We start from the raw sequence: 24,697 nt of genomic DNA on the forward strand, positions 1-24,697 counted from the left end.
ATTGCGGATTTCAGGGAGTGACTGAATGCAATTAGACGACTGGATTCAAAAAGAACCACAACAGTTTGAATATTTTCATCGCTTGATGGGCTATATCATGCTGTCTCTGGTTCTGGTCGTCTTTCATTACACTGAACCGGATACCCAGTATCAGCTCTTTGTTCCTGTATTTTTATTCCTGATTTTATTGATTAGCTCGAAACTGTCGCGCTGGTTAATCTATCGCCATGATTATCGTATTCGGCGCAATGTTCTTTTTCTGATTGATGTTATTGTCATTGTAGTGGTTTTAGCCGCAGTACAGCTAGATCTGGTATTGTCCTTGCTGGGTTTGGTGGCAATACTCTATACCGCAATCAGTAATAAAATTTCATTGATGATGGCTTCTCTGGCCAGTCTGGTCGGGATCACCGTTTTTTATCTGGCCAATATTCTGGTCTTTGGTTTTGGGACTTATTTTGAACCGACCAGCAGTGAACTGACGGTTTTAGGCTTCATCTGCCTGATTACCTATTTTGGTGTCGGAAGTTTTTATCAAAGTGGTCGTGTGCAATATATGACCCAGAAGAAAAATCATTATTTTGAACAGATGAACCGTTATATGGAATTTGCCAATCAGCTGAGTCGTTATGCGCCTGTGCAGTTGTGGCAATCCATCATGAAAGGTGAATCTGAAGCGAAAATTGAATATAAACGTAAAAAGTTAACAATTTTCTTCTCGGATATTCAAGGCTTTACAGAACTGTCTGAAACGCTTATTCCAGATGATTTAGCATTCTTGCTCAATGATTATTTGCGGCATATGACCGAAATCGCCAAAAATTATGAAGCGACTGTTGATAAATTCATGGGGGATGCCATCCTGATTTTCTTTGGTGATCCAAACTCTGAAGGCGTAGAGCAGGATGCCAAGAACTGTATGGAAATGGCGATTGCCATGCGTCAGCAAATGAAACTGCTGCGTGAGCGCTGGATTAAAATGGGTTATCCGCCACTGCATATCCGTATGGGTATTTCGACCGGTTATTGCCACGTCGGGAATTATGGTGCGACGCATCGGATGGCCTATACCATTGTAGGACGAGATGCCAACTTGGCAGCGCGCTTACAGAGTGCAGCTGAAGTGGATGAAATCCTGATTTCAGAAGATACTCATAATCTGATCAAAAATGATTATTTATGTGCGCCGAAGAAACCAATTTTCTTGAAAGGCATTAAAGCACCGGTAAGAACCTGGCAGCTAATGGAAAAATATGCATCGCAGAAAGTTGAGTATCAACGTTGGTTCGACTATGAATATAAAGGCTTTCATTTACTGCTCAATCTAGACGAAGTACAAAACTTTGAATATCCAGAATTGATTCATGTACTGGAAAAAATGATTAAACGCATTGAAACTCAGCAGAAATTGACCAACTCTCAGGGCATCGTCAAGCTTAAACTTGAAGATGAAGTGATTGAGCATCTCCAGCCACAAGACGAATTTGAATCACTCAAAGACTCCAAAATAATTTAATCATTCTCATAAATATAAAAAACCACGTCTAAGCGTGGTTTTTTATATGATCTTTCAAGAAAAATCTTAATGATTTTCCGAAGCATGATTGATGGTGTATTTTGGAATTTCAATTTCCAGATCTTCATCGACCAGTGTGACCTGACAAGAAAGACGCGAATCAGGTTCCAGACCCCAAGCGCGATCCAGTAAATCTGCTTCTACATCATCCATTTCTTCGAGGCTGTCGAAGCCTTGACGTACCACAACGTGGCACGTCGTACATGCAGCTGACATATCGCAGGCATGTTCGATTTTAATGCCATTTTTGAGCAGGCTTTCGCACAGGTTGGCATTGTGTTCGACTTCAAACTCAGCACCTTCGGGGCAAATCTGCGCATGTGGAAGAACTTTAATACGTGGCATAGTCGTTACCTTAAATTAGTTTGAGTTTGACCAGTCGTCGAGTTTAGTGCCCTTAAGAGCGGCATCAATATGTTGATTCATACGTGCTGCTGCAAAAGCATCACTATGTATTTTAAGCTGTTCAACTGCAGATTCAATCGCTTTGATGTCTGAACCTTGAAGCTCGGTTTCAAGTTGTGCCTGTGCAGTTTGCAGTGCTGCCAGTTGCTCTTCAGTCAACAGAGCGGCATCTACTTTTAGTGCCTGAACCAGTGCTTCCAGCTCACGCTGGGCTTCAACTTTGGTTTCATTCAAATGACGCAGATTTTTATCTTCCTCGGCAAATTTATAACCGTCAAGCAACAGGCGCTCGGTATCTTCACCAGATAAGCCATAAGATGGCTTAATATCAATTTGCGCATGCACGCCAGATGTTGTTTCTTTGGCAGATACCATCAACAAACCATCAGCATCGACCTGGAAAGTTACTTCGATACGTGCCTGACCGGCTGTCATTGGTGGAATGCCATGCAAGACAAAACGACCCAGACTACGACAATGTTCAACCAGATCACGTTCACCTTGAACCACATGGATCAACATGGCAGTCTGGCCATCTTGATAGGTGGTGAATTCCTGACGACGTGCTACAGGAATCGCAGTATTACGTGAAATTAAACGTTCCACCAGTCCGCCCATGGTTTCTAAACCTAAAGACAGTGGGGTAACATCCAGTAATAAGGAACCATCAGTCGAGTTGCCAATCAGTTGGTTTGCCGTAATCGATGCGCCAATGGCAACCACTTCATCCGGGTTAATCGTGCACAGCGGTTCTTGGCTAAATACGTCACCAACTGCTTTTTGTACGGCATAAGAACGGGTTGAGCCACCCACCAGAACCACATTTTGAATGTCATCGAGTTCAAGCTTGGCATCACGCATCACACGTTTACATACGCTGATGGTTTTGTCCAAAGCAACTTTAATGATTTCTTCAAAGGTTGAACGGTCAAGGGTTAATACTTGATCGAGTAATTGAATCTGAACGGTTTCAGCATCTGAAAGTGCTTCTTTGGCCTTACGTGCTGCCACAATAAAATGTGCATATTCAGCATCATCTAAAGTTTCGATGTTTAGCTGTTTCTTGGCCCATTTCAAAATTAAACGGTCCAGGTCATCACCACCGAGGGCAGTGTGGCCACCAGTCGCAAGCACTTCAAACACGCCTTGCGAAAAACGCAAAATCGAAACGTCGAAAGTACCGCCACCCAAGTCATAAATCACATAGTTGCGATCTGTACTCAAGTTGCTTTCCTGATCGAGGCCATAAGCCACAGCAGCAGCGGTTGGCTCATTCAATAAACGTAAAACATTCAAACCGGCAAGCTGGGCAGCATCTCGGGTTGCCTGACGCTGTGCTTCATCAAAATACGCTGGAACGGTAATCACTGCACCATTCACCGGATTTTGCAGACTTGCTTCAGCACGATCTTTGAGCTGCTTTAAAATTTCTGCAGAAATTTCAACCGGAGTTTTACGACCTTGTGCGGTTTCAAAAGCCGGCATTTCATTCGCTTCGCCCACCAAGGCATAAGGATGCTGGAATTTGATATCCGCTTGAGAGCGCCCCATGAAACGCTTGACTGAAACGATGGTATTTTTAGGATCGCTGGTAATAAAAGGCGCGGCTTCATTACCATATTGAGTCTGCTGTTCTGCATAATGCACGATAGAAGGAAGTAGCACACGACCTTGTTCGTCATTCAGCACTTTGGCTTTACCTGAAAGAACCGTGGCAACCAAAGAGTGGGTGGTGCCTAAATCGATACCAATCGCAATGCGGTGTTCATGTGGTGCACTTGATTGACCTGGTTCTGCAATTTGCAAGAGAGCCATAGTGTTACATCCTTTGCACGTTAAATATTAAAAATTAGAAATCATCATCAAGGTCAAAGCTGTCATCGTCCAGGAAGCGGTCTTCCGCCTTGTCGATATCTGCCATGACTTTAACAAAGAAGCGTAGTTTACGCACTGTATCGCGTGCTTCAGCCCAGTCTTCATCGGTATAGTCAATTTTAAACTCACGAACCAGACCGTCAATCCATTGCTGTACTTCAACTTTCAGTGAAGTTAAATCTTCAGCAGAGGTGGCATCGTCGAGTTGTTCACGAATTTCCAGAGCGTCCTGCAAGAATTCAAAATCACTGATCGATTGATCTAAGTGATAATCCTGTTTCTTGAGGGACAATAAATACGCTGCACGGCTATCGACCGCTGACAAAACTTTAAAAGCCTGATTGATATCACTTGATTTAATCAGGGCCTGATCTTTGTCTTCAGCTTTATCGGGATGATATTGTTGCTGTAACTTTAAAAATTCAGTTTTTAAAGTTGTCAAATCAATATCGAGTGCTACTGGAAGATTGAACAGCTCAAAATGATTCATGGGAGATGGGGTCCGCGATTAATGTGCAAAAATAACTGTATAAATGCAATTAAAACAGTGTGAAACACACTGTTTTAATGTCAAAAGAGAATAACTGCCGGGTTTATACAGTGAAGGATTCACCACAACCGCATTCGCCTTTTTTGTTGGGGTTGTTAAATTCAAAGCCTTCGTTCAAGCCGTTTTTAACATAGTCCATCTCCATACCTTCAAGATAAACCAGACTTTTCGGATCAATGAATACTTTAACCCCAAACTGCTCAAATGCTTGGTCATGTGTATCGACTTCATCAACAAACTCGAGTACATAAGCCAGACCAGAACAGCCTGAAGTTTTCACACCAACGCGAATGCCTTCACCCTTACCGCGATTTTTTAAATAATTGCTGATATGAGTTGCAGCATTTTCAGTTAAATGGATCATGAAAACTCCGTTAAAATTTCAAAACGTGGAACAATTAAGCTTTAACTTTCTTGCTACGGTAGTCTTCTACAGCTGCTTTGATTGCATCTTCTGCAAGAACAGAGCAGTGTACTTTTACTGGTGGAAGTGCCAGTTCAGTTGCAATATCGATATTCTTGATTGCTTGAGCTTGATCCAAAGTTTTACCTTTGAGCCATTCAGTCACCAAAGAACTTGATGCGATTGCTGAACCACAACCATAGGTTTTAAAACGTGCTTCTTCAATTACGCCTGCATCGTTGACTTGAATCTGTAAACGCATCACGTCACCACATGCGGGTGCACCAACCATACCCGTACCAACGTTTTCAGCATTTTTATCTAAAACGCCAACATTACGAGGGTTTTCGTAATGATCAATTACTTTTTCGCTATAAGCCATGTTGCTTCTCCAAACCTCGGGGTCAGCCTTAGTATTATTAAATATGGGGGTTAAAAAACTTTTCTCAATGAGATAGCAACCGATTGGTCACTATCTCAGAATGAAGATTAGTGCTCAGCCCATTCAACTTTAGAAAGGTCGATACCTTCTTTATACATATCCCAAAGCGGAGAAAGTTCACGTAACTTCTCAACAGCAGCTTTAGTGATACTCAATACATGGTCGATATCTTCTTCAGTGGTGTATTTACCAAAGCTGAAGCGGATCGAACTGTGTGCAAGCTCGTCTGAAAGACCCAATGCACGAAGTACATAAGAGGGTTCCAGTGTTGCAGAGGTACATGCTGAACCTGAAGATACCGCAGCATCTTTCAAGGCCATCATCAGTGATTCACCTTCAACAAAGTTGAAGCTGATATTCAAGTAGTTCGCTACGTTTTGTGTAGGATGACCATTCAAGAACACCTGTTCAAGGTCTTGTACGCCATTCCAAAGCTTGTCGCGAAGTACACGTAAGCGGGTTTGTTCAGCTTCCAGATTCTTGCCTGCAAGTTCGAATGCTTCACCCATCCCCACGATTTGATGCGTTGCCAGCGTACCTGAACGCATACCACGTTCATGACCGCCACCATGCATTTCAGCTTTTAGGCGTACACGTGGGCTACGACGTACAAACAGGGCACCAATACCTTTAGGGCCGTAGATCTTGTGCGCAGAGAAGCTCATCAGGTCTACTTTTAAAGTTGAAAGATCAATTTCAACTTTACCTGCTGCTTGTGCTGCATCGACATGGAAGAAAATTTTGTTGGCACGAGTGATTTCACCAATCGCTGCAACATCAGTAACCGTACCGATTTCGTTGTTCACCATCATCAGTGAAACCAGAATCGTATCTGGACGAATTTCTGCTTGAACCATTTCCGGAGTAATTAAACCGGTTTGCGGCTGTGGTTCAATATAGGTAATCTCAAAACCTTCAGACTCTAACTCACGGCACGTATCTAAAATTGCCTTGTGTTCGATTTTAGAGGTAATGATATGTTTACCTTTCGATGCATAGAAATGAGCCACACCTTTAAGCGCAAGGTTGTCTGATTCGGTTGCACCTGAAGTCCATACGATTTCACGTGGATCAGCTTTAATTAAATTAGCGACCTGTTCACGTGCATATTCAATTTTTTCTTCTGCTTGCCAGCCATAAGCATGTGAACGAGATGCAGCATTACCGAAGGTACCTTCGAATGTTAAACATTCCATCATACGTTCAGCAACCTGAGGATCTACCGGAGTCGTAGCTGCATAATCAAGATAAATCGGACGTTTCATGTCAAATACCTGTAACCGATAAAAGGGCTGAATCAAAGGATGCTGAATTTTGGCGTAATGACACTGTTTGTACATTGTCACGTGCAACCAGATCAGCAAGCGAGATTTTTGCTAAATAATCGGCAATGTGGTGGGAGAGTTCCTGCCATAAATCATGAGTCAAGCACATCGCACCATTCTGGCAGTTGCCTTTATGGTCACAGCGAGTCGCATCAACTGTTTCGTTTACAGCTTCGATAATTGCTAACACAGTAATTTCATCTGCATTACGTGCTAAATGGTATCCACCATTTGCTCCACGAACACTTGAAACTAAGCCATGGCGCTTGAGTTTCGCAAATAACTGCTCAAGATACGCAACAGAAATAGTTTGACGTGCCGCAATTTCGGCGAGCGTAATCGTTTTTTCAGAAGGCTGCAAAGCTAGATCAAGTAGAGCAGTCACAGCGTAGCGACCGCGAGTGGTTAGGCGCATGATTCGATACACATGGTTAGACTAGATGTGTCGATTTTAAGAATCCCGACTAAATTAGTCAAGTTATTTTTAGTAGACCTTAGTGGGATTTAATTTTTTCATAATGAAAGATTTAGATACTGAGCCAATTATACACTAATAACGTAATCAAAAGTATGCTACTCAGGCCAAAAACAATATTAATGCGCTTTTGACGGCGTTCGATCCGTTTCAGGCGGTTTTTATACTGTTTGACTTCTACTTGCAAGGTATTGATCTTGGAACGCTGCTCTTCAATTTTCTTTAAGAGTGGTGCTATACGCTTTTTGGACGCAATAATTTCCGTTTCATCAGTAGGTGTTTCAGACAGCCAGTGTTTCCAGTCGGCTAATACTTTTGGCAAGCTGAATACGGTTAATAAATCACGAAATTCGTCTTTCAAAACCTGATGACCATCAATGCGCATACTACGAATGCTACGACGATTGCCAAAAATAAAAATTTTGATCAGATCGGGAAGTGTGGTACGCACATCCAGATCTACAATGCGACCCGGTGCTTTATGGTCAAATAAAAGACCATTTGTGGTGAATTGCACATAAAAGTCGAAATATGGAATATAGCTATTGATTTTAATCGAGATATTTTCATCTACAAACTTCTTGGCTTGTAATGCAACGACACGATCATGCTTGAGAATGAAGGTAAATATTGTTTCTAAAACAATTAACGTCATCGTAAGCAACAAATGCGGTTGATTTTGACTTTGTTGCGATTCGCTCATATACAACCAATCCTTACCTGAAATATAAAGTGAAAAAGCTTCCTGCCTGTGAAGAGATTTCAGGGTTAAATCAAATTAGACTTGAAATAAATTGCTTTGTAGAACAGTTTAGCAAATCTATCAAGTACTAAATTTGCTATTATGCAGTGATTTTGTAGAATAATTTATAATAATTGAGCAGAAAACAAACAGGAGCCGTGCACATGGACAAGTCAAAAACAGCACAAGACTCAGCTGAAGCTTTAAACCAGAAAACAATGAAAGCCAAGTCCAAATCTGCCTCGGAGCGCAAATCGGCTCTTGATTTTCGTAAATATACCAAACAGATCTGGTTGGCTGGACTGGGAGCATTTTCACGTGCCGAAGAAGAAGGCAATAAACTGTTTGACTCACTGGTCAAGGTTGGAGAAGAACTGGAGTCTAAAACTGCAGATATTGCAGATCAAACTGTAGAAAAGGTCTCAGAAAAGGCCAAAGAGTCGGTCACAGAGACCAAAGATAAAGTGGAAAAGCTGATCGACAACTCTGTTCATCACTCATTGAATCGTATAGGATTAGTCACACTCAAGGATGTACAACATTTGGAACGTTTAATCCTTCAGTTACATGCCAAAGTTGATCAGTTGACTGCGGAACAAGAAAAAATGCAGGAAGAATTGTCGAAAAAAACACAAATAAAATGACTTTATTTATTATTCAATGTTTTTTTCGCATATTTTTTGAAAAAAAAGAGGTTCTTAAGTATTGCGTTTATACCTAAAGCATTGCTATAAAGGCGTTATGGCATGTTAAACAAATTCTTGAACCTTAAATAAACGATATTAAGAGGACGTAATCTTCATGAATAAATCAGAATTAATTGATGCAATTGCAGAGAAAGGGGGATTATCTAAGGCTGACGCAGGTAAAGCTTTAGATGCTACAATTGCTTCTGTTACTGAAGCTTTAAAAGCGGGTGATACAGTTACTTTGGTTGGTTTTGGTACTTTCGGTGTAAAAGAACGTGCTGCACGTACTGGCCGTAACCCACAGACTGGCGCTACTCTTGAGATCAAAGCAAGCAAAGTGCCTAGCTTCAAAGCGGGTAAAGGCTTAAAAGACGCTGTAGCTTAAGCTTACCCAGCGATGAAACGCGCCTTCTTTGGCGCGTTTTTTATTGATAAAATAAATTGTGATGATTAACACATTCATTCAATGGGTATTTTCGGTTAAAATCCTTTGCAAATAAAATATTGGAATACTTATGGAAGCTTTTCGTAAAGTTATTAAGGGTTGGTTGGGTAAAGTTTTACTCGTTCTGTTTTTGACCCCGTTAGCGCTTGTAGGTATTGAAGGATATTTTAGCGGCGGGAGCTCTGATGCGGCAAAATCCGTGAACGGAACTGAAATATCTCAAAAAGAATTAGAGTCACTGACGAAATCATTTAAAGAACAATATCTCAGTTATGCCAATGGCGATGAAACCTTGCTGAATCAAAGCTTCATTGACCAGAAAGCCATGGATACTTTGGTTTCACGTACCTTATTGCTACAACAGGCAGAAGAATTAGGCATCAGCCTGAGTGACCAGCAAATTGTACAGATGATTGCCCAGCAGCCGACTTTCCAGCAAGATGGTAAGTTCTCTGATGCTTTATATGAGAACTATCTTAAATCAATTGGCATGACCAATCGTGCTTTAGTCGAAAGTTTGCGTAAAGATCATGCGCTGAAAATGCTGTCTTCGACATTCCTGGACTATCCACTGGTGAGTCCGGTCGAAATGCAGCAAATTGCCGATTTACAGACTGAACAACGTCATATTCATATTTCCAGTATTAATCTGGACAGTTATAAACAAGATGTCAAAGTCAGCGATGCTGAAGTCGCTGCCTATTATGAACAGCACAAGGCATCGTTTACACAGCCGACCAGTGTCGATGTAGACTATGTGGTGTTGAAGCCAAGTGATATTCAAGCACAGGGTTTGGCAGTGACAGATGCTGAACTTCAGGAAGCGTATACAGCCTTTGTTGCGACACAAAAACAGGCAGTTAAACCAGAGGTGAAGCATATTTTGATTACGGCGGACAGTCGTAGTGATGCTGAAGCACAAAAACTGGCTGCAGAAGTGGCAGCGAAAATTAAAGCCGGTAACACTTTTGCACAGGCTGCAGCACAATATTCTGAAGATCCTGAATCCAAGTCTAAAGGCGGAGCAATTGCAGTTTATGAAACTGGCGTATTTGGTAGCACATTTGACCAGACTGTTAGCTCTTTAAAATCAGGTCAGGTCTCTGCTCCTGTGAAAACAGATTATGGCTATCATATTATTTCTGTGCAATCACCTGATGTGGCTGTGCCATCTTTTGAGTCACAAAAAGCACGTTTATCTGAAGAGGTTTTGGCTGCTAAAAAATCCAATGCATTCTCCGATACGGTGAATAGCTTGAATGATATGGTGGTGGGAAGTGATTCTCTGGAGGTTGTTACACAAGAAGTGAAAGGCGTGCAGGTTCAGAAAGCCCAAGGAGTAAAACTTTCAACCCGTGACCCAGTGTTGAGCGATGCCAACCTTAAAGTCAAACTGTTTAATGATGATGTCAAAAATGGTGATCGTAATGCTTCATCAAGCATTCAGTTGGCCAATGGTGATGTGGCCTGGATCAAGGTGCGTGACTATCATGCAGCTGGTGAACAAACACTGGCAGAAGCGAAACCGCGTGTTCAGGCTCAATTGATTGAAGACAAAGCCGCTGCTTTGGCAAAAGCAAAAATTCAGAAAGCTCTGGATGAGTTCAAAACCAAACCTGCTGCATCAGTCGCCAAAGGTGCTTTGATTTTTGAAGATGCTGGCGTGTATACCCGTGCTGAAGGTTTGCTAAAACGTGATGTACAACGTGCCGCTTTTAGTCTTCCGACACCAAAAGCAGGCCATTGGTCAGTGACCACAGCGAAAATGCCAAATGAGCTGGTCGTGGTTGCGGTATCAGAAGTAAAGAAAAACCCGGTGGATGTATTGAGTGCAGAGCAACGTAGTGAGTTGGTGAAGTTGTATCAGCAACTTCGTGGTCAGCAAGAATTTGATGACTATACGCGCTACCTGAAATCTCAGGCAAAAATCAAATAAGACGCTCTTAAATAAAAAAACCAGCCTGCGGGCTGGTTTTTTATGCTCTAGCCAAATGAGGGTTTAAGCACGAATAATCAGTTCATAACCGGTATATTTACGCATATTGATTACACCGGTATCCAGAATTAAATACTGACCTTTAATACCCTGTAATTTGCCACGAATCACCGGAGTTTTATCCAGATTATGTGATTTAATCTTTTCTGGATATTGCTCGACCGGATAAATAAACTCGCGTGCCAATTCCTGCTCAAGCACTTCAATATTTTCATTAAACTCAAGATTCTGATTAAATTCTTCACGAATGCTTTGAATTTTAGGTGCAAATTCTTCTAACAGCTGTTCACGGATTTCAATCAGATTCAGTGGTTCTGCTTCACCTTTGAGCAGCTTGCGCCAGTCTGTTTTGTCTGCGACCTGCGTACCAAACATGACTTCCAATTTGCCAGAGAGGCGACGTGAGCCAACTTTCATAATCGGCAGGGCTTGGGTTGCGCCCTGATCCAGCCAGCGGGTCGGCATTTGGCTGGTACGGGTAATCCCGACCTTTAATGCACTGGAATTGGCTAGATAGACAATATGCGGTTGAAAGCAGACATTCTGGGCAAATTCATCTTCGCGGCAAGTGCCTAAATGATAATGACAGGTTTCTGGCTTCATGATGCACATATCACATGAAGCATTGGTCTTAAAACATTTAAAACAGTGACCTTGCGAGAAAGATTTTGAGGTTTTATTGCCACAAGATACGCAATAAATTTTCCCTGTCCATTCAATCTCGATGTCTTGGCCCAAATTAAATGGAAGATCGATTTCTGCACGATCCAGAATTAATTTATACTCAACATTTGCCCGCTGTATCTGTTGATCAGTTACACTAAGGTCTTTGAGGCCGACATGCATTTTATGGCAAATGCCCTGAAGTTCCATAAAGATTACTCACTTAAATCATAAGGATGCAGTTATGGCTGAGCAGAATGTCATTACTTCAATGCTAGACGATTTCGCACAGGAACAGCCAATTCATACTGCTATTTGTATTGGGCAGGACTTAAGGCAAGTCCAGTTTCAGCCATCTATTCAATGGCACTATTTTAGCGTATCTGGCTTTTTAAATCTGCCTTTTCAGCAGCGTTATGACCTGGCTGTGGTAATGCTGGATACGATAGAAACCGAAAACTTGTCTGAACAGATCATGAGTCAAATCTTGGTGAAATTGCGTGATTTATTTGCTAAACGTCTGGTGGTGATCAGTCGGCTGCAAGATGAAAAACTATTGAGAGCTTTGGGATTTACCCAGCTGATTGACAAGACCACGCACGGGGCGGATTTTGCGCTGTGGCAGTTTAATATTTTAACCTATAAGCATGTGCCCGACTGGTTTAATTCCAAGTTCTGGGCCAATCCGGAAAACTGGGATAAATTTCGCTGGTAAGCCTATGCCTGCTTAATTGCAAATATTAACACAATCCTGCCTAGACAATATGAGGACAGACCGTATTCTGTAACTATGATGCATACAGGATATAGAGCATGACGAATCTGAGTAATATCGTGGAAATATTGGCTAAGCAGGCATTGGGTGGCGGGCAGTCTCAAAAGCAATCTTCACAGCAGGGTGGTCTGGCAGATATCCTGGGATCGGTACTAGGTCATTTGAATAAATCTCAGACTCAACAAGATCAGAGTCAACACAATCAGAATCAGCAGAATCAAGCCGGCCAGCAGACCCGACAAAATGGTTTGGGTGCAATTTTAGGTTCAGTTCTCAGTCAGTTAGGTGGGGCAAATCGTCAAAGTACTGCTCAACCCCGTTCAGGATTGGGAGGAGGTTCGACTGGCAAAACCTTATTGATTGCGGTGCTACCTCTGGTACTGGCCTGGATTCAAAAACAGGGTGGTTTACAGGGTGCATTGGATAAGCTTAAAGGACAGGGGTTGAATAGTCAGGTTGATGACTGGGTGTCGACTGGCCCGGGTGAAAATGCGAATGTCGATCCGCAGCAGGTACAAAATCTGTTTGATGATCAGGAAATTGAAGAAGTTGCACAGCAAACTCATGCGCCTAAACAGGATGTGTATAGTGCAATTTCACAAGTCTTGCCGCAGATTATTGACTCACTTACGCCACAGGGTGAACAGACCAGTAAGCAGGAAGCCAATAATGATATTCAAAATGTCTTGAATATGGTCTCAGGGCTTCTCAAAAAATAAATTCCATCATGTAAAAATCCCGATTTGAGTCGGGATTTTTTAATGCTATGCAGACTTTAAAATCGCTAATCTAGGTTCAGGCTAAACAGCTGGTTAGAGTCGCAGATTTTTTTGGCAATATAATGAGATTTTCGGGTGCGAATTAAAATAATTTGCGATTGAAAACCCAGTTCACCAAATTCCGGTTCTACCTGTACATAATGCAGTTGTCCATATTCATCTCGAACCCGCGCTTGAGCAGAAAATCCAGGGCGGGCATTGCCACTTGAAATCGTTGCCAGACGGCCGAGCAAATTGACATTATTCTTTTTATATTTGGGTGGAATGACCTGATCCAGGCAATGAATCATGAAAATCGTAAAAAAAGTGGCAATAATTAAAGCCGGAATAATCAGATAATAAGCCGGCAGAAACTCAAACTCCTGAGAATAGATCAGGAATTGTAAAACATAGCCAGCAAAGCTGAAATTCATCAGAAAGAAAAATACAATTAGAGTTTTGGAGAATTTGACATTTAACAGGTCTAATTGTTGAAAATTATAAGGTGAAATTTTTTGCAAAAATTTGCTGGATCTGAGTCCAAAATAGAAACCAATGGTTTTCACCACGCCAAACAAAATAATCGCCAATAAACTGAGATGAAAAGGCATCAGATTATAGTCTAGAAAAAATGCAGGCATGGTGAAGTCCGTTTTAGGTCTTATTCTGTGAGGTAAATTCCACCATCAGAATGCACGGTAATTTCTACTTTTTCAAGTGACTGACCTTGGCAAGGCCCGGAAATACATTCACCGCTTTCTACCAAAAACAGTGCACCATGCGTTGAACATTCAATAAATTCCTGATCACGATCCAAAAACTGGTTTTCCAGAAATTCCAGCTCGACTTGCAAATGCGGACACAGGTTTTGATAGGCATAAAAGGCTCCATCGCGCTGGGTAATAAAAATAATATCCCCATTCTCCAGTTCAAAAGCTCGGGCTTCACGCTCTGGAATATCTTCGGTCATACAAATTTTAAACATTAAGCACATTCCTTCTGAAAGTCTTGTAATAATGCCGCATAGTCTTCAATCGCTAAACGTGGGCCAAATTGCGAAACCACCTGACTGGAAATTAAAATCGCCAGTTCAGCCGCAGTTTTAAGACCTAGGTTGGCATTCAAGGCATACAGGAAAGCCCCGGCAAATGCATCACCGGCACCATTCGCATCTACTGCAGTAACTTTGCGGCCAGGAACTTTAAATGTATTGTCGTGATCCGAAATAAGTGCACCCTCGGCTGACAATGTAATGACAACGTGTTGACTGAGTGTTTTTAATTTAACTAGAGCCGCGTCAATATTATCGGTCTCTGTATACATCAGGGCTTCTTGCTGGTTACACAGCAACAGGTCGACACCTTCTGCAATCATTTCATCCAGACCGGCACGCGCATATTGCACCATGGCAGGATCCGATAAAGTTAAAGCAATTTTAACTCCGTTAGCGCGGGCAATTTCACGTGCCTGTTTGACGGCATGGCGTGCTGTTTCAGAAGTCGATAAATAACCTTCGATATATAGCCATTTCGCAGTATTTAGCGCACTAAAATCAATTTGTTGATCCGTGAGTTCAGCAGTAATACCTAGATAAGTATGCATGGTACGTTCAGAATCAGGACTCACCAGAACCATACAAGTTCCCGTTACACCTTCGCTGATCGACTGGATTGTGGTCTGAATGCCCGCATCATTTAAACCTTTCAGATAGATTTGCCCCAGTTCATCATTACCAACACGGCAACCATAAAATGCAGAACCGCCAAGTGCAGAAAATGCCACGGTAGTGTTGGCTGCTGAACCGCCTGAAGCCTGACCCTTATAAACTTGAGTCGCTTGAAGATTTTGATAAAGCGTGGCCTGAGTATCACCATCTGTCAGCTGCATGGTGCCTTTTTGCAAGTGATGTGCAGTTAAAAAGTCTTCAGACACTTTAAATTCTTGGTCAATCAGCGCATTACCAATTGCAAAAAGATCAACATTTGCCATGTTCAAATATCACATTAAAAATGAAAGTGCCAAGTTTACACGATTGCTTGGGATTGCTGTAGTTTGCTGAATCATTTTCAAATATTTTCCAAAAATACTGTATTTTGTTCAGTGACTATCTTTGGTCTAAGATTTGACTTATTTTTATGCACTACGTTGCTGTAGCATTGATTTAAGCATCAAATTTTATTTATAAGGATATATCGCGTTCGACATGATACTTTAAAGTCGCTCTGCGAAGATCATTCTTCACAATCATTTCAAATAGTGTGCGTATATGGATATTAAAATTGTAAAAGTTGAACAACTTCCTGACCAGGTCGAAACGCTAGCGACCCTTGCGCGTAAAGAAGGCTTAGATGTGATGGATAAGTTAATTGAAGAATATCGCACCGGTAAAAACTGCTTTGCTCAAGCCAATGAACATTTACTGGTCGCGCATGATGGCAAAAAACTGATTGCCTGTGGTGGCCTAAACCAGCAATGGGGCGATAATGGCATTGAAGAGCGGATTGGTCGTGTGCGCCGTTTCTATGTCCATCCAAAATATCGGCTGCATGGGGTCGGTAAACAGCTTCTGGCTTATCTGGAACAGTTGGCAGCTCCGCATTATTCGGCCTTATGTCTGCAAACAGATACCCGACTGGCTGCAAGTTTTTATCAAAAACAGAATTATGTATTTGTGGAAAATAATCCAAGTTATAACTACTTCAAATATTTGATTTCGTGATCTTGCTGCTGTTGAGCCAGACTTAGCCAGTAAATTTGATGATTTAATTTTCAAATGATCAAGTTTACTTAATTCGATCAAAATCCTCGGTTTTCAACGTGAATAATTCAGATAACTAAAGCTATAATGTCCTTAGTTATTTTAATTAAAGCATTAGGAGATCGCATGACTGTAGATGTCACTGAAACCATTTCTCAAACTGTACATCCTGCGTTTCAGTTGTTACGTCAACAACATGTTGAAGCTTTAGACATTTTTGTGTCTGAATATAAACATAAAGTGACTGGTGCCACACATTATCATCTGGCGACCAATCACGATGAAAATGTCTTTCTGGTGGCGTTTCGTACCCAGCCGATGGATTCTAAAGGCGAAGCACATATTTTGGAACATACTGCATTATGCGGTTCAGAAAAGTTCCCGGTGCGTGATCCATTCTTCCTGATGATCCGCCGTTCATTGAACACCTTTATGAATGCCTTTACTGCGGCAGACTGGACGGCTTATCCATTTGCAACGCAAAACAGCAAAGATTTTCAAAACCTGCTTGAAGTGTATATGGACGCGGCATTTGCTGCGAACCTGAATCCACTGGATTTTGCTCAGGAAGGCATTCGCATTGAACTGGAAAATGGCGAGCCAGTCTATAAAGGCGTGGTCTTTAATGAAATGAAAGGGGCGATGAGTTCGCCTTCAGACCAGCTTTATCATACGCTGGCGCATCATTTATATCCGCATACCACTTATCATTATAATTCTGGCGGTGATCCAAAAGATATTCCTGACTTAACTTACCAAGAGTTAGTCGATTTCTATAAGTCACATTATCATCCAAGTAATGCAGTCTTCATGACTTTTGGTAATCAATCTGCATTTGAACTGCAAGAACAGTTTGAAAAACTGGCATTGTCCAAATTTGAGCAAGGTCAGACCTTATATCCAACGCCTGAAACCCGTTTGACTGCACCATTGACTGTGACAGACAGCTATGCGGTCGATGCTGAAGATTTGCAGGATAAAACCTATCATGTGCTGTCATGGTTATTGCCAGAAGCCAGCAATATTAAACTGCGTTTGGGTATGCGTTTAGTCGAAGGGATTCTGCTGGAAGATTCAGCATCACCACTGCGTCATTATCTGGAAACCTGTGATTATGCACAGTCTAGTGGTCCATTTATGGGCGTGGATGATTCTAATTTTGAAATGACTTTTTACTGTGCGGTGCAGGGTTCAAATCCTGAACATGCAGAAGAATTTAAAAATGGCGTGTTTAAAGTTTTAGAAGATGTCGCCTCTAAACCGGTCGATCAGAACATGGTCGATGCAATTTTGCATCAAATTGAACTGCATCAGCGTGAAATCAATGGGGATGGCACGCCTTATGGTCTGAGCCTGATTCTGAGCGGTTTGGGCAGTGCGATTCATCACCGTGATCCGGTCGAAGTCTGGGATGTGGATTCCGCGATTGCTGCGGTGAAAGAAGAACTACAAGATCCAATGTGGTTATCCAACCTGATTCAAGAGCATCTGCTGGATAATCCGCATCGTGTACAACTGACCCTGGTTCCTGATGCGACCAAATCTGCCAAAGAAGCGGCCGATGAAAAAGCCCGTCTGGCTGAAATTGGCAAGAATCTGACCGAAGAGCAGAAAGCAGACATTATTGCCCAGACTGAAGCATTGAATGTGCGTCAGGATACACCGGATGACTTGAATTTATTGCCGAAAGTTGGCCTGGAAGATGTACCTGCGGAATTACAGATTGTTCAGGGCCAGTTACGCGAGATTATCTGTAATCAGGTCGATACGCCGTTGAATCTGTATCATGCCGGTACCAATGGTATTTATTATCAACAGGTTTTAGTGAATATTCCAGATGACGTGGTGCAGTCGCCATACTTCAATCTGCTTTCGATTTTGATGGGTGAAGTCGGTGCGGGTGAATATGATTATCTGGAATTCCAGCAACTGCAAACTGCAGTAAGTGGCGGTCTGGGTATGGGCGCATCGCTGCGCTCTAAAGTCGATGACAAAAACAAGATCACGGCTTGGCTGACGCTGACCACCAAATCACTGGTGAATCATTTAGATGCCATTCGTCTGTTGAAGATTGGTTTTGAACAGCTGCGTTTTGATGAAAAAGACCGTATTATTGAACTGTTACAACAGCGTAAAACACGCTGGCAGTCACGTGTTTCCGGTTCGGGGCATAGCTATGCGATGCAATCTGCATCTCGTCAGCACAGTGCTTTGGCATTGCGTGATTATCACAATACTGGTTTGGGTGCATTAAACTGGCTGATCGAGCTGGTCTCTAAAATTGAAAAAGATCCGGCTGAATATGATCTGCTGATTGACGAGTTAAAACGAATTCATCGTGTCTTGTTGCAAGCCCCGAAGCAGTTCCTGCTGGTGTGTGAAGAGCCGCAATCTGATAGCTTGATTGAAGAAATCCAGAATGTCTGGGACAAACTGGCGGTTGATCCTGCACCGGTTGCACTGACTCAAATCGAAAAAGTGACGCATGATCAGCATGAAGCCTGGTTAATTCAGGCCAATGTCCAGTTCTGCGCGGCTGCTTATCCGGCGGTCGAAGTGGCGCATCCTGATGCTGCTGCCTTGATGGTGCTGGCGGGTTATTTACGTAATGGCTTCCTGCACAGTGCAATCCGTGAAAAAGGTGGTGCTTATGGCGGTGGTGCCAGCTATGACGGCAATGCCTGTTCATTCCGTTTCTACAGCTACCGTGACCCGCGTCTGGCAGAAACCTTTCAGGACTTTGATGCCAGTATTCAGTGGTTACTCAATGCGCCGCAACAGCCGCATCAACTGGAAGAAGCGATTCTGGGTCTGATTGCCAGTATGGATAAACCGGGTTCACCAGCGGGCGAGGCAATCACTGCATGTTATGCCTATCTGCATCAGCGTACACCAGCATTCCGTAAGAAATTACGTGAACGTCTGTTAAATGTCACACTGGATGATTTAAAGCGTGTTGCACAAACTTATCTGCTTGAGCAGCAGGCTACTAAGGCAGTCGTGGCGCCAGTGGCAAAACGTGAAACGCTGGAGCAGCTTGGTTTTGTAATTCAACAAGTTCTATAAATAAAAAAATGAGGATAAGGGATGGCGCTTAATTCGTTTAGGCGCTCAACTCTGCAGCTGAGCGTTGTGCTGGGCTGTACAGTTGGGACGCAAGTGAATGCGGAAGAAAAAATAGTGGTGAATAGTCCCATGCCGGCAACGGCTGAAGCCTGTGCAGCACTGGAAATCAGTGCAGAACGTCTGGCCTGTTATGATAGCTTGTTTAAAATAGCGATTATCGATAAGCCGGTGATCGTTTCTGAACGTCGTGCAGCAGTAGAAATTGCGCCTGAACCTGATAATTTAAAAGCCAGAATGGGACAAACCGTTTCTAATATTTATGCTTCTGAAGGATCAAAGCTGACACCAAATCTGTCTTTGCTGGATAGTCGCTGGGAATTGTCTCCGGAAAGTAAACTGGGTACCTGGAACATCCGTTCTTATCAGCCAATTTACCTGATGCCCGGTTTTTGGACTTCAAAGAAAAATGAATTTCCACAGAGTGAAAATCCACAAAATACGGTAGAAGAGGATCAAAATCTCACCTCAATCGAAGCAAAGTTTCAACTGTCTCTAAAAACCAAGGCCGTTGAAAATATTCTGGGGAATAATGGGGATCTCTGGCTCGGTTATACTCAGTCTTCACGTTGGCAGGTCTATAACTCGGAAGAGTCACGTCCGTTTCGTGAAACCAATTATGAACCCGAAGCAAGTTTTGTTTTGCGTACCAATTATGACCTTTTTGGTCTTAACTGGCGTATGTTGGGACTAACCATTAATCATCAGTCCAATGGCCGTTCTGACCCGTTGTCGCGTAGCTGGAACCGCGTCATGCTGAATCTGGGCTTTGAAAAAGACAATTTTGCCCTGATGGTTCGCCCTTGGTATCGCTTTGAAGAGAATCGTGACGACGATAACAATCCCGAGATCAAGAACTATATTGGACGCGGCGACATGACGGCTTTTTATCGTCATAACGAGCATGATTTTTCCTTGATGCTGCGTCATACCTTAAAAGGCGGAGATGACAATCGTGGTGCAGTCCAGTTCGACTGGTCATTCCCAATCAGTGGGCGCTTACGTGGTCAATTCCAGCTTTTTGATGGCTATGGCGAAAGTCTGATTGATTATAACCATCGTGCCACTTATGTGGGCTTGGGTGTTTCCTTAATGAACTGGTTCTAAGTTTCCAGGCTTCATCATTTTAGAATTAATATAAAAAAACCATGCTGTGGCATGGTTTTTTATTGGGTGGTTTAACCAATCTGGATTTCTGAAGGCGGATGTTTGATTCGGCTCTTTTTCGGGGTAGCAATGAAATAAGCTAAAGTCAGTGGCCCTAAACGCCCTGCAAACATTAACAGCATCAAAATAATCAAACTGGCAGGTTGCAGCTCTTCGGTTATTCCTCGGGTCAAGCCGACCGTGCAGGCTGCTGACACGGCTTCAAACAACAGATCGAGAAAGTCATGTTCAGGTTCCAGAATTAATAAACTCATAAAGCCCATCACAATTAAGGCCGCTGTAATACAGACCACGGCCAGTGCCTTAAACGTGGTTTTTTCGGGAATAGAATGATTAAACAGACGGATTTCATCTTCGCGTCTTAAAAAACTGATCACGCTAATCAATACAATAATAAACGTGCCGACTTTAATTCCGCCCGCCGTACTTAAGGAGCCGCCGCCAATAAACATCAGAAACATGGTGACGAGGGTCGATGCATCACTCATTTGCTCCATCGGTAAGCTATTAAAGCCTGAAGAGCGGGGAACAGTGGCATGGAACCAGGCATTCACGGCTTGATCGCCTAGACTCATCAGGCCCAAAGTTTGCGGATTAGAGGCTTCGAGCAGCCATAGCACAATAAACGCACTCAGATTGAGCCCCAGAATCGTCGAAAGAATGAGCTTGCTATTGGTACTTAACTTGCGCCAGCGTCTATGTTGCTTGACATCCATCAGCACCAGAAAGCCGATACCACCAATGATATACAGCATACTGATGGTAAAGGTGATCAGATACTGCCCTGAAAAGCTCATCAAGCTATTTGGAAAAAGCGAAAATCCACCATTATTGAACGCTGACACACTATAAAAGGCAGCATAAAAGAGTGCTTCACTGAACGGATATTCTTTGAGCCAGGACAAGGTCAGAATCAGCGTACCGATAGCTTCAAAAAACAGGGAATATAAAAATACCGCTTTAATGGTAAAACTGACTTTTTTCAGGCTGGTCTGGCCAATCGATTCCTGTGCCATGACTTGCTGTTTGAGCCCCATCTTGGGTGCCAGACTCATCACTGCCAGAATGGCAAAGGTCATAAAACCCAGTCCACCGCATTGCAGCAGAAACATAATGACAATCTGGCCAAATACCGTATAGGCTTCACCGACATTCACTACGGACAGTCCGGTAATGGTCACCGCAGAAGTAGCCGTGAAAATGGCTTGCAACCAGCTGATATCACCCTGATGGGCAATAGGTAACATCAGTAGCAGTGAACCGATCAGGATTAATCCGAGAAAACCCAAGGCCAATAAACTCGGCGGGCTGAGATTAATGGTTCTATGTTGCTTTAAGTCAGAACTTCTCATAGCGCTTTAAAATATCTGGCGAGATGGCGTAAAGGCTCCAGTAATCCTTCAACCACAAGAATATCGCCTTCCTGCAGAATCAGGTCGGATGCGACCTGGTATTGCACCACTGATCCGCGCTTATGTAATAAGGTGGTGATTTCAGGGGCGTGCTTCATCAGCTGGTTGAGCGGCGTAGCATGATGATCGGCATGAATCTCAATTTTGACAATATAATGATCATCTTCCAGTGCCATATAACGACTGACCATCGGGTAGCTTAAAGACTGAGCCACACGCACGCCCATATCTTCTTCAGGATGAATGATTTTCTCGACATTGAGATGGGTCAGAATCATGTGATGGGATTTGGATTTGGCTTTTACCCAGATTTTTTTGACACCCATATTTTTCAGGTGCAATACACACAAAATACTGGCTTCAATATCTTCTCCGATCGCCACGACTACGGCATCACAACGCTGCACATTCAGTTCATCCAGCACATGCTCATCGGTTGCATCGGCAATTACAGCATGGGTCAGTTGATCAGAAATATTTTCTACATATTTTTTATTCAGATCGATTCCGATCACTTCATGATTCAGACTGATCAGTTGCGTGGCCACAGTCGCACCAAAACTACCCAGCCCAATCACTGCAAATAATGCCATGAATATTGTCCTAACTATTTTTATTACATCTCAATTTTAGTGTAAGAGAATTTCGTAAAAATTGCGCTGCTATTCAGCAAGCTATGCCGAGATAAATAGTATGATCATGATTTTGAGTTGCACATAAAAAACCGCCTCGAAAGGCGGTCTATATTTTAACAATTACTTCAGGAAGCGCTGATAGCCCAGATTATTGGTAATTTCCTGATATGGATATGTAATGGTTTCAAGGGTTTCAATCAAGCCATCCGGATTCTGCTGCGCATCGGTCGCCTCCAGACCCACCAGAACACGCCCTTCCGCAGCGCCGTGGTTACGGTAATGGAACAGGGTAATGTTATGCGTTGGGCCAAGACGTTCCAGGAACATTAATAAAGCACCAGGACGTTCTGGAAATTCCACCCGGAACAGGCGTTCATTTTCAATATCGGCATGACCACCAATCAGGTAACGAATATGCAGTTTTGCCACTTCATCATCAGACAGGTCATCGACGTCATACTGGAATTTTAGCGTTTCATAAATTTCCTGACGTTCTTTTTCACCATTTTTTAAGCTGATCCCAACAAATACTTGAGCAGCAGAGACATCACTGGCACGGTAATTAAATTCGGTAATATTGCGACCTTGCAAAGCGCGACAGAAGTTGAGGAATGAACCTTTCTGTTCCGGAATCGTCACGGCAAAAATCGCTTCTTTACGTTCACCGAGTTCGGTACGTTCGGCGATATAACGCAAACGGTCGAAGTTCATATTGGCACCGCATACAATCGACACCATATTTTTGCCTTCGATTTTATGTTCTTCGACATATTTTTTAATGCCGGCCAATGCCATAGCACCTGAGGGTTCGACAATGCTGCGGCATTCGTCATAAGTATCTTTAATGGCTGCACAAATTTCGTCGGTATTGACCAGTACCACATGTGGTTCTACGATCGGGCCAGAATTATCTGACTTTTGCAGGCGAATCACTTCAAATGGTTTTTCACCAATTTGTGCAACGGCTGTACCGTCAGCGAATAAACCCACAGAAGGTAAAATGACACGTTCATTGGCCTCTAAAGCTGCTTTTAAGCATGCCGATTCGTCATATTCCACCGGAATGACTTTGACATGCGGGGCAACATCACCCAGGTAGGCTGCCACACCTGCGATCAGGCCACCGCCACCTACCGCTACAAATACATAATCAACATCGCGCCATTGACGCAAGATTTCATTGGCAATGGTACCTTGACCCGCCATCACCAGCTCATCATCATAAGGCGGAATAAAAGTCATGCCATCTTCTTGAGCGTGTTGAATTGCATATTTGTTGGCAACGTCGAATGAGTCACCATGCAAGACGACTTCACCACCCAGACGTTTTACCGCTTGGACTTTAATATCTGGTGTTGTTTTTGGCATTACGATAATGGCGCGAATACCCAATTTTTTACCCGATAATGCCACGCCTTGCGCATGGTTGCCTGCTGAAGCTGTGATGACACCACGTTCCAGTTGAGATTTAGGCAATTGACTAATGCGGTTATAAGCACCGCGTAGCTTGAATGAAAAAACCGGTTGTAAATCTTCACGTTTAAAGCGGATGTTATTATTGAGTCGTTCGCTAATTCGTGGTGCTGCTTCGAGTGGAGTTTCGATTGCAACATCGTAGACCGTTGCTTGTAATATTTGTCGAACCAAACGAGACAGCATGTTAATTTTCCATCTAACAGTTTAAAATAGGCGCTTATTGTAACAAACCATACGGCTTTGCGGTTCGAAAATACTGCAAAAGTCCAAAATAGTTGAGTGAAGCCATGAGTCTATATGCAACCCAAGATGAGAAAAAACAAGCAGCGGCCCGTGCTGCTCTGAAACACTTACCAAAAGGCGGCATTTTAGGCGTAGGTACCGGAAGTACGGTTAACTTTTTAATCGATTTATTGCCAGAACTTCAGTTAGAAGCGGCTGTGGCAAGTTCTGAAGCAACGGCGCAACGTCTTAAGAAGTTAGGCATTGAAGTGGTCGATATGAACTCTGTCGGCGGACTAGATGCTTATGTCGACGGCGCAGATGAAATTGATCGTCATTTGCATATGATCAAAGGTGGTGGTGCAGCACTGACACGTGAAAAAATTGTGGCATCGATTGCGAAAAAATTTGTGTGTATTGTCGATGATTCAAAATGGGTCGGACAATTGGGACACGATTTCCCGCTGCCAGTTGAAGTGATTCCTATGGCACGTTCTGCGGTTGCACGTAAAATTGTCTCTTTGGGCGGTGATCCTGCATATCGTGAAGGTGTCGTGACTGACAATGGTAATGTGATTTTAGATGTGCATAATCTGAATATCTTAAATGCACTTGAGCTTGAAAAAACGCTCAACAACATTCCTGGCGTGGTCTGTAACGGAATTTTTGCGATTAATAAAGCGGACATCGCAATTGTGGCAACCAATGACGGTATTGAAGAACGTACTGCGGTTTAATCCTTTAATTTTATAAATTAAATTCCCCTAAATCTCCCTGAGCGAAGT

25 protein-coding genes are annotated in these 24,697 nt (G+C 42.8%); 10 read left to right on the forward strand and 15 right to left on the reverse strand.

Annotated features, from left to right (window positions below; translation table 11 throughout):
• Positions 1 to 25: 25 nt before the first annotated feature.
• Positions 26 to 1,516, forward strand: coding sequence for an adenylate/guanylate cyclase domain-containing protein (locus FTU95_RS02515; protein WP_179999929.1), 1,491 nt, complete (start codon positions 26 to 28; stop codon positions 1,514 to 1,516).
• A gap of 66 nt (positions 1,517 to 1,582) precedes the next feature.
• Here the strand turns inward: FTU95_RS02515 and fdx are convergent, their stop codons facing one another.
• The 8 genes from fdx to FTU95_RS02555 form a co-directional block, all read right to left on the reverse strand.
• Positions 1,583 to 1,921, reverse strand: coding sequence for an ISC system 2Fe-2S type ferredoxin (gene fdx / locus FTU95_RS02520; protein WP_005171126.1), 339 nt, complete (start codon positions 1,919 to 1,921; stop codon positions 1,583 to 1,585).
• Between the two features lie 15 nt (positions 1,922 to 1,936).
• Positions 1,937 to 3,796, reverse strand: coding sequence for a Fe-S protein assembly chaperone HscA (gene hscA / locus FTU95_RS02525; RefSeq protein ID WP_180077429.1), 1,860 nt, complete (start codon positions 3,794 to 3,796; stop codon positions 1,937 to 1,939).
• Between the two features lie 34 nt (positions 3,797 to 3,830).
• Positions 3,831 to 4,346: a Fe-S protein assembly co-chaperone HscB gene (hscB, locus tag FTU95_RS02530; RefSeq protein WP_100328683.1), complete on the reverse strand. Its 516-nt coding sequence runs from the start codon at positions 4,344 to 4,346 to the stop codon at positions 3,831 to 3,833.
• A gap of 103 nt (positions 4,347 to 4,449) precedes the next feature.
• Complete coding sequence (gene iscA, locus FTU95_RS02535; protein WP_005096766.1) at positions 4,450 to 4,770, reverse strand: iron-sulfur cluster assembly protein IscA; 321 nt, start codon at positions 4,768 to 4,770, stop codon at positions 4,450 to 4,452.
• A 34-nt stretch (positions 4,771 to 4,804) separates the two neighbouring features.
• On the reverse strand, positions 4,805 to 5,191 hold the full coding sequence (gene iscU / locus FTU95_RS02540) for a Fe-S cluster assembly scaffold IscU (RefSeq protein WP_005096767.1): 387 nt from the start codon (positions 5,189 to 5,191) through the stop codon (positions 4,805 to 4,807).
• Positions 5,192 to 5,298: 107 nt separating this feature from the next.
• On the reverse strand, positions 5,299 to 6,516 hold the full coding sequence (locus FTU95_RS02545; protein WP_180077431.1) for an IscS subfamily cysteine desulfurase: 1,218 nt from the start codon (positions 6,514 to 6,516) through the stop codon (positions 5,299 to 5,301).
• A 1-nt stretch (position 6,517) separates the two neighbouring features.
• Positions 6,518 to 6,991, reverse strand: coding sequence for an Rrf2 family transcriptional regulator (locus FTU95_RS02550; protein WP_005171122.1), 474 nt, complete (start codon positions 6,989 to 6,991; stop codon positions 6,518 to 6,520).
• Between the two features lie 112 nt (positions 6,992 to 7,103).
• Complete coding sequence (locus FTU95_RS02555; RefSeq protein ID WP_005171121.1) at positions 7,104 to 7,754, reverse strand: hypothetical protein; 651 nt, start codon at positions 7,752 to 7,754, stop codon at positions 7,104 to 7,106.
• A gap of 203 nt (positions 7,755 to 7,957) precedes the next feature.
• Here FTU95_RS02555 and FTU95_RS02560 point away from each other — a divergent pair, with 203 nt between their 5' ends.
• The 3 genes from FTU95_RS02560 to FTU95_RS02570 all read left to right on the forward strand — a co-directional run bounded on the left by FTU95_RS02560 (position 7,958) and on the right by FTU95_RS02570 (position 10,863).
• Complete coding sequence (locus tag FTU95_RS02560; protein ID WP_005096772.1) at positions 7,958 to 8,437, forward strand: phasin family protein; 480 nt, start codon at positions 7,958 to 7,960, stop codon at positions 8,435 to 8,437.
• A gap of 157 nt (positions 8,438 to 8,594) precedes the next feature.
• Positions 8,595 to 8,867, forward strand: coding sequence for an HU family DNA-binding protein (locus tag FTU95_RS02565; RefSeq protein ID WP_004786051.1), 273 nt, complete (start codon positions 8,595 to 8,597; stop codon positions 8,865 to 8,867).
• Between the two features lie 130 nt (positions 8,868 to 8,997).
• Positions 8,998 to 10,863 carry a SurA N-terminal domain-containing protein gene (locus FTU95_RS02570; protein WP_074382837.1) on the forward strand — a complete coding sequence of 622 codons (1,866 nt, stop codon included), beginning with the start codon at positions 8,998 to 9,000 and terminating at the stop codon, positions 10,861 to 10,863.
• Between the two features lie 63 nt (positions 10,864 to 10,926).
• Here FTU95_RS02570 and FTU95_RS02575 read toward each other — a convergent pair whose 3' ends face one another.
• Complete coding sequence (locus FTU95_RS02575) at positions 10,927 to 11,796, reverse strand: DUF2797 domain-containing protein (RefSeq protein WP_180000903.1); 870 nt, start codon at positions 11,794 to 11,796, stop codon at positions 10,927 to 10,929.
• Positions 11,797 to 11,830: 34 nt separating this feature from the next.
• On the opposite strand from FTU95_RS02575, the gene FTU95_RS02580 reads away from it, so the two are divergent.
• Both FTU95_RS02580 and FTU95_RS02585 read left to right on the forward strand, forming a co-directional pair.
• Positions 11,831 to 12,301 (forward strand): DUF6231 family protein, encoded by a 471-nt coding sequence (locus tag FTU95_RS02580; RefSeq protein WP_074382836.1) that lies wholly within the window; start codon positions 11,831 to 11,833, stop codon positions 12,299 to 12,301.
• 98 nt (positions 12,302 to 12,399) lie between these two features.
• Entirely contained in the window at positions 12,400 to 13,080 is a 681-nt protein-coding gene (locus FTU95_RS02585) for a YidB family protein (RefSeq protein WP_100355015.1), read from the forward strand.
• A gap of 65 nt (positions 13,081 to 13,145) precedes the next feature.
• Here FTU95_RS02585 and FTU95_RS02590 read toward each other — a convergent pair whose 3' ends face one another.
• From FTU95_RS02590 to FTU95_RS02600, 3 genes are read right to left on the reverse strand one after another with little or no spacing between them, the layout of a single operon-like run.
• Positions 13,146 to 13,760 (reverse strand): OB-fold-containig protein, encoded by a 615-nt coding sequence (locus FTU95_RS02590; RefSeq protein ID WP_005096777.1) that lies wholly within the window; start codon positions 13,758 to 13,760, stop codon positions 13,146 to 13,148.
• Positions 13,761 to 13,780: 20 nt separating this feature from the next.
• Positions 13,781 to 14,089 carry a Rieske (2Fe-2S) protein gene (locus FTU95_RS02595; RefSeq protein WP_171304337.1) on the reverse strand — a complete coding sequence of 103 codons (309 nt, stop codon included), beginning with the start codon at positions 14,087 to 14,089 and terminating at the stop codon, positions 13,781 to 13,783.
• Between the two features lie 14 nt (positions 14,090 to 14,103).
• Positions 14,104 to 15,108 carry an adenosine kinase gene (locus FTU95_RS02600; protein ID WP_180039767.1) on the reverse strand — a complete coding sequence of 335 codons (1,005 nt, stop codon included), beginning with the start codon at positions 15,106 to 15,108 and terminating at the stop codon, positions 14,104 to 14,106.
• Positions 15,109 to 15,385: 277 nt separating this feature from the next.
• Here FTU95_RS02600 and FTU95_RS02605 point away from each other — a divergent pair, with 277 nt between their 5' ends.
• The 3 genes from FTU95_RS02605 (at position 15,386) to FTU95_RS02615 (ending at position 20,107) form a co-directional block, all read left to right on the forward strand.
• Entirely contained in the window at positions 15,386 to 15,838 is a 453-nt protein-coding gene (locus tag FTU95_RS02605) for a GNAT family N-acetyltransferase (protein WP_100535023.1), read from the forward strand.
• Between the two features lie 165 nt (positions 15,839 to 16,003).
• Complete coding sequence (locus tag FTU95_RS02610; protein ID WP_005171109.1) at positions 16,004 to 18,943, forward strand: insulinase family protein; 2,940 nt, start codon at positions 16,004 to 16,006, stop codon at positions 18,941 to 18,943.
• Positions 18,944 to 18,964: 21 nt separating this feature from the next.
• The gene (locus FTU95_RS02615; protein WP_074382833.1) at positions 18,965 to 20,107 is read left to right on the forward strand and encodes a phospholipase A; all 1,143 of its coding nucleotides are present in this window, start codon (positions 18,965 to 18,967) and stop codon (positions 20,105 to 20,107) included.
• Positions 20,108 to 20,178: 71 nt separating this feature from the next.
• On the opposite strand, the gene FTU95_RS02620 is transcribed toward FTU95_RS02615, so the two are convergent.
• From FTU95_RS02620 to ilvA, 3 genes are all read right to left on the reverse strand, one after another.
• Entirely contained in the window at positions 20,179 to 21,519 is a 1,341-nt protein-coding gene (locus tag FTU95_RS02620; protein ID WP_180077433.1) for a TrkH family potassium uptake protein, read from the reverse strand.
• Positions 21,516 to 22,172 (reverse strand): TrkA family potassium uptake protein, encoded by a 657-nt coding sequence (locus FTU95_RS02625; protein WP_005171105.1) that lies wholly within the window; start codon positions 22,170 to 22,172, stop codon positions 21,516 to 21,518. Before FTU95_RS02625 ends, FTU95_RS02620 begins: the two co-directional genes overlap by 4 nt.
• A 162-nt stretch (positions 22,173 to 22,334) precedes the next feature.
• A complete protein-coding gene (ilvA, locus tag FTU95_RS02630) occupies positions 22,335 to 23,873 on the reverse strand; it encodes a threonine ammonia-lyase, biosynthetic (protein ID WP_180049477.1) in 1,539 nt (512 codons plus the stop codon).
• A 104-nt stretch (positions 23,874 to 23,977) separates the two neighbouring features.
• Here ilvA and rpiA point away from each other — a divergent pair, with 104 nt between their 5' ends.
• A complete protein-coding gene (gene rpiA, locus FTU95_RS02635) occupies positions 23,978 to 24,649 on the forward strand; it encodes a ribose-5-phosphate isomerase RpiA (RefSeq protein ID WP_005096791.1) in 672 nt (223 codons plus the stop codon).
• Positions 24,650 to 24,697: the final 48 nt, after the last annotated feature.

Source organism: Acinetobacter sp. YH12208, from assembly GCF_013418055.1.
GTDB classification, from domain to species: domain Bacteria; phylum Pseudomonadota; class Gammaproteobacteria; order Pseudomonadales; family Moraxellaceae; genus Acinetobacter; species Acinetobacter pseudolwoffii.

What these genes read in the sequence shown, in the direction of transcription:
- FTU95_RS02595 (WP_171304337.1), bottom strand. Translation starts at nt 14,089, where the DNA reads ATGACCGAAGATATTCCAGAGCGTGAAGCCCGAGCTTTTGAACTGGAG.
- FTU95_RS02545 (WP_180077431.1), bottom strand. Translation starts at nt 6,516, where the DNA reads ATGAAACGTCCGATTTATCTTGATTATGCAGCTACGACTCCGGTAGAT.
- FTU95_RS02555 (WP_005171121.1), bottom strand. Translation starts at nt 7,754, where the DNA reads ATGAGCGAATCGCAACAAAGTCAAAATCAACCGCATTTGTTGCTTACG.
- FTU95_RS02580 (WP_074382836.1), top strand. Translation starts at nt 11,831, where the DNA reads ATGGCTGAGCAGAATGTCATTACTTCAATGCTAGACGATTTCGCACAG.
- FTU95_RS02600 (WP_180039767.1), bottom strand. Translation starts at nt 15,108, where the DNA reads ATGGCAAATGTTGATCTTTTTGCAATTGGTAATGCGCTGATTGACCAA.
- FTU95_RS02560 (WP_005096772.1), top strand. Translation starts at nt 7,958, where the DNA reads ATGGACAAGTCAAAAACAGCACAAGACTCAGCTGAAGCTTTAAACCAG.
- FTU95_RS02610 (WP_005171109.1), top strand. Translation starts at nt 16,004, where the DNA reads ATGACTGTAGATGTCACTGAAACCATTTCTCAAACTGTACATCCTGCG.
- FTU95_RS02625 (WP_005171105.1), bottom strand. Translation starts at nt 22,172, where the DNA reads ATGGCATTATTTGCAGTGATTGGGCTGGGTAGTTTTGGTGCGACTGTG.
- rpiA (WP_005096791.1), top strand. Translation starts at nt 23,978, where the DNA reads ATGAGTCTATATGCAACCCAAGATGAGAAAAAACAAGCAGCGGCCCGT.
- iscU (WP_005096767.1), bottom strand. Translation starts at nt 5,191, where the DNA reads ATGGCTTATAGCGAAAAAGTAATTGATCATTACGAAAACCCTCGTAAT.
- hscB (WP_100328683.1), bottom strand. Translation starts at nt 4,346, where the DNA reads ATGAATCATTTTGAGCTGTTCAATCTTCCAGTAGCACTCGATATTGAT.
- FTU95_RS02550 (WP_005171122.1), bottom strand. Translation starts at nt 6,991, where the DNA reads ATGCGCCTAACCACTCGCGGTCGCTACGCTGTGACTGCTCTACTTGAT.
- FTU95_RS02605 (WP_100535023.1), top strand. Translation starts at nt 15,386, where the DNA reads ATGGATATTAAAATTGTAAAAGTTGAACAACTTCCTGACCAGGTCGAA.
- FTU95_RS02620 (WP_180077433.1), bottom strand. Translation starts at nt 21,519, where the DNA reads ATGAGAAGTTCTGACTTAAAGCAACATAGAACCATTAATCTCAGCCCG.
- iscA (WP_005096766.1), bottom strand. Translation starts at nt 4,770, where the DNA reads ATGATCCATTTAACTGAAAATGCTGCAACTCATATCAGCAATTATTTA.
- FTU95_RS02570 (WP_074382837.1), top strand. Translation starts at nt 8,998, where the DNA reads ATGGAAGCTTTTCGTAAAGTTATTAAGGGTTGGTTGGGTAAAGTTTTA.
- FTU95_RS02515 (WP_179999929.1), top strand. Translation starts at nt 26, where the DNA reads ATGCAATTAGACGACTGGATTCAAAAAGAACCACAACAGTTTGAATAT.
- FTU95_RS02590 (WP_005096777.1), bottom strand. Translation starts at nt 13,760, where the DNA reads ATGCCTGCATTTTTTCTAGACTATAATCTGATGCCTTTTCATCTCAGT.
- FTU95_RS02585 (WP_100355015.1), top strand. Translation starts at nt 12,400, where the DNA reads ATGACGAATCTGAGTAATATCGTGGAAATATTGGCTAAGCAGGCATTG.
- FTU95_RS02565 (WP_004786051.1), top strand. Translation starts at nt 8,595, where the DNA reads ATGAATAAATCAGAATTAATTGATGCAATTGCAGAGAAAGGGGGATTA.
- fdx (WP_005171126.1), bottom strand. Translation starts at nt 1,921, where the DNA reads ATGCCACGTATTAAAGTTCTTCCACATGCGCAGATTTGCCCCGAAGGT.
- FTU95_RS02575 (WP_180000903.1), bottom strand. Translation starts at nt 11,796, where the DNA reads ATGGAACTTCAGGGCATTTGCCATAAAATGCATGTCGGCCTCAAAGAC.
- ilvA (WP_180049477.1), bottom strand. Translation starts at nt 23,873, where the DNA reads ATGCTGTCTCGTTTGGTTCGACAAATATTACAAGCAACGGTCTACGAT.
- FTU95_RS02615 (WP_074382833.1), top strand. Translation starts at nt 18,965, where the DNA reads ATGGCGCTTAATTCGTTTAGGCGCTCAACTCTGCAGCTGAGCGTTGTG.
- hscA (WP_180077429.1), bottom strand. Translation starts at nt 3,796, where the DNA reads ATGGCTCTCTTGCAAATTGCAGAACCAGGTCAATCAAGTGCACCACAT.